Genomic DNA, 11,122 nt, shown 5'->3' with positions numbered 1-11,122 from the left:
CCTCGAACAACTCTCCCTCGTCTACCCCGAACGCATCCACCGCTACCTCTAACCCCCGAGACACCACCCACTTACACACACAACTTGACAGGCTCCATCGACGACCACTCACGCCTGGCCCTGGCCTCCCACGTGTCTTGGGCGGAGACCGCGGACGCAGCGATCACGGTGATGGACAAGGCCATCGCCGCTCACGGCGTCCCGCAACGCCTGCTCAGCGACAACGGCGCCGCGTTGAACCCCACGCGACGCGGCATGACCGGCAAGCTCGTCACCCACGTCACCGCGCTCGGTGTCCTCGCCATCACCGGTAAGCCCTACAAACCGACCACCCAGGGCAAGAACGAACGGTTCCATCAGACCCTGTTCCGGTTCCTCGACAAACAGCCCCTCGCCGACACCCTCGACGACCTCCAGCAGCACGTCGACGCGTTCGACCGCATCTACAACACCGAACGCCCCCACCAAGCCCTCCCCGGCCGGCTCACCCCCCCAACAAGCCTGGAACGCCACCGCCCCCGCACACCCTCCCCGCCCTCGACCCGCATCCGACACACCCGCCGCAAACGACACCGGCCAACACACCCGAACCGTCACACGAGCCGGAGCGATCACCATCCACAGCACCCGATACATGATCGGCAAAGCCCACGCCGGCACCACCGTCCACGCGACCTGGAACAACACCACCGTCGACATCTTCGACAACAACGGCACACACCTGATCACCTTCCGCAGACCACCCAAAGGCACCCTCTACGTCGGCAATGGTCGCCCCCAACACCACCAAACCAAACCCAAAGCGTCACCGATGTCCTGATACACCAACCGTCACCGATGTCCTGATGCAGAACTGTCACCGATGTCCTGAGACATCACACGGACGTCGCCGGGAAGTGTCCGGGTGTTCTGGACACTCGACGGCGCCGGGCCTCGGACCGGTGCGGCGCCTACCCGCTCGACGCCCGCACGACCAGCTCCGGCTGGAACCGCACCCGCCGTCCTTCCGGATCGACGCCGCCGTCGAGTTGGCGCAGCAGCAGGTCGACCGCGGTCGAGCCCAGGGCCTCGGCGGGCTGGCGCACCGAGGTGAGGGGCACGACGGTCGCTGCGGCGAAGTCGATGTCGTCGTAGCCGACGAGGGCGATGTCGTCGGGCACGCGGATATCGCCGAGCATGGTCAACGCCTGCAGGACACCCACGGCGAGCAGGTCGTTCGCGGCGAAGACCGCGTCGGGACGGTCGGAGCGTTCGCGAAGACCCTCGCCGGCGGCGCGGCCGGCGAGGACGGTCATGGCATCCGTCTCGATGACCTCGAGGGACGCGCCGTCGACCTCGGCGACCGCGCGACGGGCCCCCGCGAGACGGTCGGCGACCTGGCGGGTCGTGAGCGGGCCGGCGACGAACGCGATGCGGCGGCGTCCCCGGGAGAGGAGGTGCGCCACAGCGAGGTATCCGCCCTCGACGTCGTCGACCGACACCGTGCAGACGTCGTCTCCGGCGGTCTGCTCGTCAACGAGGACGACCGGGATGCCGGCGGCCGCGAGATGCTCCACGACGTCTCCGCCGGCATCGGCCGGGGTGAGGAGGACCCCGGCGACGCGCTGCTCGCGGAACTGGTCGAGGTACAGGCGTTCCTGGTCGGCGTCGGCCCCGCTGGACCCGAGGAGGACGACGTATCCGTCGGCGGCGGCGCGCGCTTCGGCACCGCGGGCGACGGCGGCGAAGAACGGGTTGCCGACATCGAGCACGATCAGCGCGATCGCGCGGCTCCGGCCGGCGCGCAGCTGGCGCGCGGCGTCGTTGCGCACGTAGCCGAGGGCGTCGATCGAGGCGCGGACACGCTCGACGACTCCCGGGGACACCGTGTCGCGGGCGTTGAGCACATTCGAGACGGTGCCCACCGAGACGCCGGCGTGCGCGGCGACGTCTTTGATTTTGACCGCCATGATTTGACGACGATATCGCACGCGTCGGAGCATCGTGCTAGCGTGTCGTGAAACGATTCATTCTCGAAGGAGAGAACCTGATGTCCGCACAGACCACGCGCGTCTGTTTCGAACTCCGCGTGAGACCCGAGCTGATCGACGAGTACATCGCCCGGCACACTCCGGTCCGCGCCGACATGCTCGCTGAGATCGCCGCCGCCGGACGCCGCAACTACTCGCTGTTCCTCGGCGAGCGCGGTCGCCTCATCGGCTACTACGAGACCGACGACGACGCCGCGGCTCAGGCCTACCTCGCTGCCTCTCCGATCGCCGCCGCGTGGGAGGCCGAGATGGCTCCCTACTTCGAAGGCCTCGACGGCCGCCCCGACCAGGCGGCCACCGCCCTCACCGAGGTGTTCCACCTCGCCGACCAGCTCGCCGATGTCGACGGCACCGCGAGCACCGACTCCACGGCATCCGCCCCGATCGAAAGCACCCGTTCATGACAACGCTGTCTCCCGAGATCCTCTCGGCCCTCGAAGCCCAGGCCATCGAGCTGCCCTCCTGGGCGTTCGGTAACTCCGGCACGCGTTTCCGCGTGTTCCCCACCGCCGGGACCCCACGCGACCCGTTCGAGAAGATCGCGGATGCCGCCGAGGTCAACCGCCTGACCGCGCTCGCCCCCACGGTGGCCCTGCACATCCCGTGGGACCTCGTCGACGACTACACGGCGCTCCGCCGTCACGCCGAAGATCTCGGCGTGAAGCTCGGCACCGTCAACTCGAACACCTTCCAGGACGAGGACTACAAGTTCGGCGCCCTCACGCACCACGACGAGCGCATCCGCCGCAAGGCCATCGACCACCACCTCGAGTGCATCGACGTGATGGATGCCACGGGCTCGCGCGACCTGAAGATCTGGCTCGCCGAGGGCTCGAACTACCCCGGCCAGAACGACATGCGCGGGCGTCAGGACCGCCTGCAGGACTCGCTGCAGCAGATCTACGAGCGCCTCGGCGACGACCAGCGTCTCGTGCTCGAGTACAAGTTCTTCGAGCCGTCGTTTTACCACACCGACGTTCCCGACTGGGGTACCTCGTACGCGCAGGTCGCCTCTCTCGGCGACAAGGCGATGGTGTGCCTCGACACGGGCCACCACGCGCCCGGCACCAACATCGAGTTCATCGTCATGCAGCTCCTGCGTCTCGGAAAGCTCGGCTCGTTCGACTTCAACTCGCGCTTCTACGCCGACGACGACCTCATTGTGGGCGCGGCTGACCCGTTCCAGCTGTTCCGCATCCTCGTCGAGGTCGTGCGCGGCGGGGGCCTCAACAACCCCGACGTGGCCTTCATGCTCGACCAGTGCCACAACATCGAGGACAAGATCCCCGGGCAGATCCGCTCGGTGCTCAACGTCCAGGAGATGACGGCGCGGGCGCTCCTCCTCGACCGCGACGCTCTGGATGCCGCGCAGCAGGCGAACGACGTGCTCGGCGCCAACGCGGTGCTGATGGACGCCTTCTACACCGACGTACGTCCCGCGCTCGCCGAGTGGCGCGAGTCGCGGGGCCTCCCTGCCGACCCGATGGCTGCGTTCGCGGCATCCGGCTACCTGCCCCGCATCGCCGCCGAGCGCGTCGGCGGCACGCAGGCGGGCTGGGGCGCGTGATGACGACGACGAACACGAAGCGTCCGCTGTCGGCGTGGAAGGCCACCATCGCGGTCGCCATGTCGAACTACATCGAGGCGGGCGCCATCATCGCGCTCGCCACGAGCCTGACCCTCTGGCAGGAGTCGTTCGGCTTCGACGACGGCGTTGTCGGCGTCATCGCTGCCCTGTCGGCCAACGCGTTCGGCTCGGCCATCGGCGCCGCGATCGGCGGTCCGCTGTGCGACCGCCTGGGTCGGAAGTTCATCTACACGTACGACCTCATCGTGTTCATGCTCGGCGCCCTGCTGGTGACGTTCTCGGCGAATGTCGGGATGCTGCTCGCGGGTGTGATCCTCATGGGCATCGCCGTCGGCGCCGGGGTGCCGGCATCCTGGACCTACATCGCCGAAGAAGCTCCCAGCGAGCACCGCGCGGCGCACGTCGGCACGGCCCAGTTGGCCTGGTCGATCGGACCGGCCGTCGGCTTCCTCCTCGCTGTGGTGGTCGCACCCCTCGGCCTGTGGGGATCGCGACTGATCTTCCTCCACCTCTTCGTCATCGCCGCCGTCACGTGGTGGGTGCGCCGCGGCTTGCCGGAGTCTCGCCGCTGGAAGGAGCAGCGCGCGGCCGCGACGAGCGCGGGGGAGCGGATCTCGTTCTTCAGCGGCCTCGCGGGGCTCCTGCGGGAGCGGAAGAACTGGACCGCCCTGCTGTTCCTGCTCGGGGTCTACGGCCTGTGGAACACGGTCGCCGGGCAGGCCGGCATCTTCCAGCCGCGCGTCTACGACGCGTCGGGGCTGCACGATCCCGTGCAGCAGAACCTCCTGCAGGTCCTCGTCTGGACGCTGACGGCCGCCGCCACATACTTCGGCTTCATGCGGTACGGCGACCGGGTGAAGCGTCGCTGGCTCTACTTCGGGGGAGCGGCGCTCGGCGTCGTCGCCTGGGTGGTGCTCATCTACGCTCCGCCGGGAATCGGCTCGTTGCTGTTCTTCGCGGTGGCGTGGGGTGTCTCTGCGGGCCTCGGCGCGCAGGCGTTCTACGGACTGTGGACAGCCGAGCTGTTCGCCACCCGCTACCGGGCCAGTGCGCAGGGCGTGCTGTTCATGCTCGCCCGCGTGATGGTGGGTCTGCTGAGCCTCGTCTTCCCCATCCTGCTCGCCCAGACCGGACTGGCCGTGCTCGGGCTCATCATCCTCGCTCTGCTCGTGGCGGCGATGCTCATCGGCACCGTCTGGGCGCCGAAGACCGAGGGCAAGTCGCTCGATGAGATCGAGCGGGAGCGCTACGGCGCGAACGTGCCCCTGTCCACGCCGGTACCCCCGAACCTCTGATCGCTCTCACCCAGGAGGACACCTCTCATGACCAGCTCCACCGCCGCCGACCTCGTCGCGCGCAGCAACCGCCTCGGCTCCGACCCCAAGGTCACCAACTACGCCGGCGGAAACACCTCCGCCAAGGGCACCGACATCGACCCCGTCACCGGCGAGCCGGTCGAGCTGCTGTGGGTCAAGGGCTCGGGCGGCGATCTCGGCACCCTGACCGAGAAGGGGCTCGCCGTGCTGCGGCTCGACCGGATGCGCGCTCTCGTCGACGTGTACCCCGGTATCGACCGCGAGGACGAGATGGTGGCCGCGTTCGACTACTGCCTCCACGGCAAGGGCGGTGCGGCGCCTTCGATCGACACCGCGATGCACGGACTCGTGGATGCCGCGCACGTCGACCACCTGCACCCCGACGCGGGCATCGCGATCGCGACCGCCGCCGACGGCGAGGAGCTGACGACGACCATCTTCGGCGACAAGGTCGTGTGGGTGCCGTGGCGCCGTCCGGGGTTCCAGCTGGGCCTCGACATTGCCGCGATCAAAGAGAAGAACCCCCAGGCGATCGGCACGATCCTCGGTGGGCACGGCATCACCGCGTGGGGCGACACCTCCGAGGAAGCCGAGCGCAACAGCCTCTGGATCATCGACACCGCGCAGGCCTACATCGACGAGCACGGCGCGGCCGAGCCGTTCGGCGGGGTGCGCGACGGCTTCGCCGCCCTGCCGGAGGACGCGCGTCGGGCCAAGGCGGCGGCGCTCGCCCCGACGATCCGCGGGCTCGCCTCGACCGACAAGCCCATGGTCGGGCACTTCACCGATTCCGACGTGGTGCTCGACTTCTTGGCATCCGAGAAGGCACCCGCCCTCGCCGCGCTCGGCACGAGCTGCCCCGATCACTTCCTGCGCACCAAGGTCAAGCCGCTGATCCTCGACCTCCCCGCCGACGCCTCGGTGGAGGACGCGATCGCGCGCCTCAAGGAACTGCACGCGGAGTACCGCGCCGACTACCAGGCGTACTACGACGCGCACGCGGATGCCGATAGCCCCGCGATCCGCGGCGCCGACCCGCTCATCGTGCTCGTGCCGGGCGTCGGCATGTTCTCGTACGGCGCGAACAAGCAGACCGCGCGCGTGGCGGGCGAGTTCTACGTCAACGCGATCAACGTCATGCGCGGCGCCGAGGCCCTCTCGACCTACGCGCCGATCTCGGATGCCGAGAAGTTCCGCATCGAATACTGGGCGCTCGAGGAGGCGAAGCTCCAGCGCATGCCGAAGCCCAAGACGCACCAGGGACGCATCGCGTTCGTCACGGGGGCGGCATCCGGAATCGGCAAGGCCATCGCGACCCGCCTCGCCGCGGAGGGGGCGTGCGTCGTCGTCGCCGACCTCGACCTCGCAAAGGCGCAGGCCGCGGCCGCCGAGCTGGGCGGCACCGACGTCGCAATCGGCGTCGCGGCGAACGTCGCGGATGCCGAGGGCGTGCAGGCCGCGATCGACGCGACGCTCCTGGCGTTCGGCGGCATCGACCTCGTCGTCAACAACGCCGGACTCTCGCTTTCGAAGCCGCTGCTCGAGACCACGGAGAAGGACTGGGACCTGCAGCACGACGTCATGGCGAAGGGCTCGTTCCTCGTGTCGAAGGCCGCGGCCAAGGCGCTCATCGAGCAGGGGATGGGCGGAGATGTCATCTACATCTCGTCGAAGAACAGCGTCTTCGCCGGCCCGAACAACATCGCGTACTCCGCGACGAAGGCCGATCAAGCCCACCAGGTCCGCCTGCTGGCGGTCGAGCTCGGCGAGCACGGCGTGCGCGTGAACGGCATCAACCCCGACGGTGTGGTGCGCGGCTCCGGCATCTTCGCCGCGGGCTGGGGCGCGAACCGCGCCGCCACCTACGGCGTCGACGAGAAGGATCTCGGCCAGTTCTACGCCAACCGCACGATCCTCAAGCGCGAGGTCGTGCCCGAGAACGTCGCCGACGCGGTGTACGTGCTCACGGGCCCCGAGCTCTCGCGCACGACGGGTCTGCACATCCCGGTGGACTCGGGCGTCGCCGCGGCGTTCCTGCGATGAGCGGGACGTCGGCACCCGGTTCGGCGGCCGACCCCGGCGCCGCCGAACCGGGTGCTGCGGCCGTGCCCGGCGCTGTCCGCGGCATCCGCGCCGTCGCCGCCGTCGCCGCCGTCGACCTCGGCGCCACGAGCGGCCGCGTAATGATCGGACGCGTCGGCGACGACGTGCTCGAACTCGAGCAGGTCGCCCGTTTCCCGAACGGTCCGGTCGAGCGGGCCGACGGCTGGCACTGGGACGTCGAGGCGCTCTGGAATCACGTCCGCGAGGGCCTCGCCGAGGCGCTCCGTCGCGAACCCGGCATCGAGAGCGTCGGCATCGACTCGTGGGCCGTGGACTACGGGCTCCTCTCGCGCGACGGAGGGCTCGTCGCCGAGCCGTTCCACTACCGCGACGAACGCACGGCGCGCGGGGTCGACGCGGTGCACGGCATCGTCCCGTTCGAGGAGTTGTACCGTCGCAACGGTCTGCAGTTCCTGCCCTTCAACACGGTGTACCAGTACGCGGCCGACGCCCTCGTGGCCGAGGCGGAGACGAGCCTGCTCATCCCCGACCTCCTCGCGGAGCGGCTCACCGGGCGGCGCGTCGCCGAACGCACGAACGCCTCGACCACGGGACTCCTCGACGCGCGCACGCGGCAGTGGGATCTCGCGCTCGCCGAGGCGCTCGGCATACCTCCGCGTGTCCTGCCGCCGCTGGTCGATCCCGGGGAGACCATCGGGCGCGCGCGGGGGCTGAGCGATGTCCCGGTGATCGCGGTGGGCTCGCACGACACGGCGTCGGCGATCGTGGCGGTTCCGCTCTCATCGCCCGACGCGGCCTACATCTCGTGCGGCACGTGGGGTCTCGTGGGGCTCGAGGTCGCGGAACCGATCGTGACGGATGCCGCGCGCGCGGCGAACTTCACGAACGAGGGCGGCGTCGACGGGCGCGTGCGGTTCCTCCACAACGTCACCGGGCTGTGGCTGCTGAGCGAGACGGTGCGCGCGTGGTCGGAGCGCGATGGCGCGCCGGTCGACTTGCCCGCGCTGCTGGCCGCCGCCTCGGCGGAGCCGGTGCCCGAACGGCTGTTCGACGCCGACGACGCCTCGCTCGCCGCCCCGGGCGACATGCCGGCGCGCATCGCGGCCCTGCTCGGGATGCCGGAACCCGGCCCCGACGAGCGAGCGGCCTTCGCGCGGGTCATCGTCGAGAGCATCGCCAATGCCTTCGCGCGGACGCTGCGCACGGCGGGAGAGCTCGCCGGTCGCGAGATCGACGTGGTGCACCTCGTCGGCGGCGGCGCGCTCAACGCGCTGCTGTGTCAGGCGACCGCGGACCGCAGCGGACTGCCGGTGCTCGCGGGGCCGGTCGAGGCGACGGCTCTCGGCAACGTCCTCGTCCAGGCGCGTGCCCTCGGCTGTTTCGGGACCGACGCGTCCCTCGAGGATCTGCGCGTCCGCGTGGCATCCGCCTTCCCCGCGGTGAGATTCGATCCCCGCTCCTGAAAACCCGGCCCGCGGGCACCCCGTCAGGCCCTATGCTGTGGTCAGACCACACGAAAGCGAGACACCCATGGTGCAGCGACAGCTCCCCAAAGTCGGCGAGCTCCTCGAGCTCATGCAGTTCAAGAAGCCCGAGCTCGACGCGCGCAAGCGTCGCCTGGACGCGGCGCTGACGATCAACGACCTCCGCACGATCGCGAAGCGGCGCACTCCCAAGGCGGCCTTCGACTACACCGACGGCGCCGCCGAGGGCGAGCTGTCGCTCGATCGCGCACGCCGCGCGTTCGAGGACGTCGAGTTCCACCCCGACATCCTGCGTCCCGCGAACGAGGTCGACACCTCGTGCGAGATCCTCGGCGGCCCCTCGGCCCTGCCTTTCGGCATCGCGCCCACCGGCTTCACGCGTCTGATGCAGACCGAGGGCGAGACCGCGGGAGCCTCGGCGGCGGCGGCTGCCGGCATCCCCTTCACCCTGTCGACGCTCGGCACGACCTCGATCGAGGGTGTGAAGGCCGCGAACCCCGTCGGCCGAAACTGGTTCCAGCTGTACGTGATGAAGCAGCGCGAGATCTCCTACGGCCTCGTCGAGCGCGCGGCCAAGGCCGGGTTCGACACCCTGCAGTTCACGGTCGACACCCCGATCGCCGGCGCCCGTCTGCGTGACAAGCGCAACGGCTTCTCGATCCCGCCGCAGCTGACGCTCGGCACGATCGTCAACGCGATCCCGCGTCCGTGGTGGTGGTACGACTTCCTCACCACGCCCAAGCTCGAGTTCGCCTCGCTCAGCACCACCGGCGGCACGGTGGGTGAGCTGTTGAACGCGGCGATGGACCCGACGATCAGCTACGAGGACCTCGATGTCATCCGCGGCATGTGGCCGGGCAAGCTCGTCGTGAAGGGCGTGCAGAACGTCCAGGATGCCGCGCGCCTGGTCGACCTCGGCGTCGACGGCATCGTGCTCTCGAACCACGGCGGGCGTCAGCTCGACCGCGCGCCGATCCCGTTCCGCCTGCTCCCGCACGTCGTGCGCGAGGTCGGCAAGGACGCCACGGTCATGATCGACACCGGCATCATGAACGGCGCCGACATCGTGGCATCCATCGCCCTGGGCGCGAAGTTCACCCTCATCGGGCGCGCGTACCTCTACGGCCTGATGGCCGGCGGCCGCGAGGGCGTGGATCGCACGATCGCGATCCTGCGCAGCGAGATCGAGCGCACGATGGCGCTGCTCGGCGTCTCGTCGCTCGCCGAACTCGAGCCGCGCCACGTCACGCAGCTCACGCGGCTGGTGCCGGTCGCGGGTCAGGGGGTCGAGGCGCACGTCTGACGCTGTCGCACAGAACCCCCGGCGCCCTCTCGGGTGCCGGGGGTTCGTCGTCGGCGTCGTCGGCGCTCAGCGGTTGCGCCGTGCGAGACGCAGGCGCGCGAGGAGGTCGCCGTACACGAGCCGCGGGTCGAGGCCCGTGCACGAGGAGTGCAGGGGCCGAGCGGAATCGACCTGGTACGTCGCGGCCGCGTGCGGCAGGGCGGTGTACGCGAGGGGAGCGCTGTCGCCGAGCGGCCACAAGGGGTCGACCGCGACGTGGTCGGGCAGTGGCAGGTTCTCGAACGTGGGCGAGAGGCGTCAGCCCGCATCGCCCCGAGCACGTCGTCGCGCCCACGCTCCCTGCGCACGCAGCAGTTGCGGGACCACCACGTAGACGGCGAGCGGCACGACGACGAGGGTGAGCACGAACGTCCGCAGGACCGGATGCCAGCCTCCGGCAATCGGCTCGAGGGCGAGCGACCCCAGGGTCACGAGCGGGAAGATCGCGCACCAGGTCAACGCGGCGCGGACGTGGACGCTGGGCGGGGACGCACCGGTCATCGTCTCGGGCGGCCCAACACGCGGTGTAGGAACGCCACGGCCGGGTCCATCACCGTCGCGCTGTCGTCGAGTCCCGACCAGATGTGCCCGGCGCCGGGAACGAGCTGGAGCTCGACCTCGACGCCCGCGTCGCGCAGGGCGGCGGCGAGGCGCTCGCTGTGCCGGTGCGGGATCGCCCGGTCGTCGAGACCGTGGGCCAGCAGGAACGGCGGTGCCCCCGCGTGCGCGTGATGCAGAGGAGAGGCCGCGCGGGTGGCATCCGGATCGTCCGTCGGCTCGACGCCCAGGAGGCGCGCCTCGCGGCTCGGAGGACCGGCCGGGGTCGGGGCGGGAGGAACGTCGGCGAGGTCGCTCGGCCCGTACCAGTCGACGGCCGCGCGGACGGCGGTGCCGGGGTCGAGCGCGAGCAGGGCGGCGAGCTGCCCGCCGGCCGATTCTCCCCACACCGCGACGGCGTCGGGGTCGAGGTCGTAGGTCGACGCCTCGGCGATCACCCACTGCAACGCCGCGCGCACGTCGTCGAGCGGCGCGGGGAACACCGCCTCGCCCGAGAGGCGGTAGTCGACCGAGGCGACCGCCCAGCCCTCGGCGACGAGGCGTCCGAACGTCTCGTCGGCGGGGAAGAAGCAGAACGTGCGCCGACTGCCGACCATCCACCCGCCGCCGTGGACGAACACCACGACGGGAAAGGGGCCTGGACCGTCGGGACGGTGCAGGTCGAGGGTCAGGGGGCGGAAGCCGGGGACGGTCGCGAAGACGAGATCGCGGTCGACGCGCGGAGTTTCGGATGCCACGGG

Annotated in this window: 11 protein-coding genes; 7 read left to right on the top strand and 4 right to left on the bottom strand. The window is 70.3% G+C overall.

Annotated features, from left to right (window positions below; genetic code table 11):
- The first annotated feature begins 84 nt into the window (after positions 1–84).
- Complete coding sequence (locus tag AB0O24_RS08575) at positions 85–846, top strand: integrase core domain-containing protein (protein WP_363374069.1); 762 nt, start codon at positions 85–87, stop codon at positions 844–846.
- Positions 847–950: 104 nt separating this feature from the next.
- Here the strand turns inward: AB0O24_RS08575 and AB0O24_RS08570 are convergent, their stop codons facing one another.
- Positions 951–1,949, bottom strand: coding sequence for a LacI family DNA-binding transcriptional regulator (locus AB0O24_RS08570; protein WP_363374066.1), 999 nt, complete (start codon positions 1,947–1,949; stop codon positions 951–953).
- An 80-nt stretch (positions 1,950–2,029) separates the two neighbouring features.
- Here AB0O24_RS08570 and AB0O24_RS08565 point away from each other — a divergent pair, with 80 nt between their 5' ends.
- From AB0O24_RS08565 to AB0O24_RS08540, 6 genes are all read left to right on the top strand, one after another.
- Entirely contained in the window at positions 2,030–2,434 is a 405-nt protein-coding gene (locus tag AB0O24_RS08565; RefSeq protein ID WP_363374064.1) for an L-rhamnose mutarotase, read from the top strand.
- Positions 2,431–3,597 (top strand): L-rhamnose isomerase, encoded by a 1,167-nt coding sequence (rhaI, locus tag AB0O24_RS08560; RefSeq protein ID WP_307384708.1) that lies wholly within the window; start codon positions 2,431–2,433, stop codon positions 3,595–3,597. The genes AB0O24_RS08565 and rhaI overlap by 4 nt, the downstream gene beginning before the upstream one ends.
- Positions 3,597–4,913, top strand: coding sequence for an MFS transporter (locus AB0O24_RS08555; protein WP_363374061.1), 1,317 nt, complete (start codon positions 3,597–3,599; stop codon positions 4,911–4,913). Before rhaI ends, AB0O24_RS08555 begins: the two co-directional genes overlap by 1 nt.
- Before the next feature lie 27 nt (positions 4,914–4,940).
- On the top strand, positions 4,941–6,977 hold the full coding sequence (locus tag AB0O24_RS08550; RefSeq protein ID WP_363374058.1) for a bifunctional aldolase/short-chain dehydrogenase: 2,037 nt from the start codon (positions 4,941–4,943) through the stop codon (positions 6,975–6,977).
- Positions 6,974–8,461: a rhamnulokinase family protein gene (locus tag AB0O24_RS08545; protein ID WP_363374056.1), complete on the top strand. Its 1,488-nt coding sequence runs from the start codon at positions 6,974–6,976 to the stop codon at positions 8,459–8,461. The genes AB0O24_RS08550 and AB0O24_RS08545 overlap by 4 nt, the downstream gene beginning before the upstream one ends.
- 67 nt (positions 8,462–8,528) lie before the next feature.
- Entirely contained in the window at positions 8,529–9,785 is a 1,257-nt protein-coding gene (locus tag AB0O24_RS08540) for an alpha-hydroxy acid oxidase (RefSeq protein ID WP_363374054.1), read from the top strand.
- Positions 9,786–9,851: 66 nt separating this feature from the next.
- Here AB0O24_RS08540 and AB0O24_RS08535 read toward each other — a convergent pair whose 3' ends face one another.
- Genes AB0O24_RS08535 through AB0O24_RS08525 form a run of 3 tightly spaced genes read right to left on the bottom strand, consistent with a single transcriptional unit; the run spans position 9,852 to position 11,119 of the window.
- Positions 9,852–10,025, bottom strand: coding sequence for a hypothetical protein (locus tag AB0O24_RS08535; RefSeq protein ID WP_363374051.1), 174 nt, complete (start codon positions 10,023–10,025; stop codon positions 9,852–9,854).
- A 57-nt stretch (positions 10,026–10,082) separates the two neighbouring features.
- A complete protein-coding gene (locus AB0O24_RS08530) occupies positions 10,083–10,325 on the bottom strand; it encodes a hypothetical protein (RefSeq protein ID WP_307384718.1) in 243 nt (80 codons plus the stop codon).
- Positions 10,322–11,119: an alpha/beta hydrolase gene (locus tag AB0O24_RS08525; RefSeq protein ID WP_363374048.1), complete on the bottom strand. Its 798-nt coding sequence runs from the start codon at positions 11,117–11,119 to the stop codon at positions 10,322–10,324. Before AB0O24_RS08525 ends, AB0O24_RS08530 begins: the two co-directional genes overlap by 4 nt.
- Positions 11,120–11,122: the final 3 nt, after the last annotated feature.

The organism is Microbacterium sp. NPDC086615 (assembly GCF_040686055.1).
Lineage (GTDB): Bacteria > Actinomycetota > Actinomycetes > Actinomycetales > Microbacteriaceae > Microbacterium.
Note: the sequence above shows the minus strand (reverse complement) of the source record. Positions and strands in the feature narration are given on the sequence as shown.

Coding starts and splice junctions, on each gene's coding strand:
- AB0O24_RS08555 (WP_363374061.1), top strand. CDS start 3,597: ATGACGACGACGAACACGAAGCGTCCGCTGTCGGCGTGGAAGGCCACC.
- AB0O24_RS08530 (WP_307384718.1), bottom strand. CDS start 10,325: ATGACCGGTGCGTCCCCGCCCAGCGTCCACGTCCGCGCCGCGTTGACC.
- AB0O24_RS08570 (WP_363374066.1), bottom strand. CDS start 1,949: ATGGCGGTCAAAATCAAAGACGTCGCCGCGCACGCCGGCGTCTCGGTG.
- rhaI (WP_307384708.1), top strand. CDS start 2,431: ATGACAACGCTGTCTCCCGAGATCCTCTCGGCCCTCGAAGCCCAGGCC.
- AB0O24_RS08550 (WP_363374058.1), top strand. CDS start 4,941: ATGACCAGCTCCACCGCCGCCGACCTCGTCGCGCGCAGCAACCGCCTC.
- AB0O24_RS08540 (WP_363374054.1), top strand. CDS start 8,529: ATGGTGCAGCGACAGCTCCCCAAAGTCGGCGAGCTCCTCGAGCTCATG.
- AB0O24_RS08545 (WP_363374056.1), top strand. CDS start 6,974: ATGAGCGGGACGTCGGCACCCGGTTCGGCGGCCGACCCCGGCGCCGCC.
- AB0O24_RS08565 (WP_363374064.1), top strand. CDS start 2,030: ATGTCCGCACAGACCACGCGCGTCTGTTTCGAACTCCGCGTGAGACCC.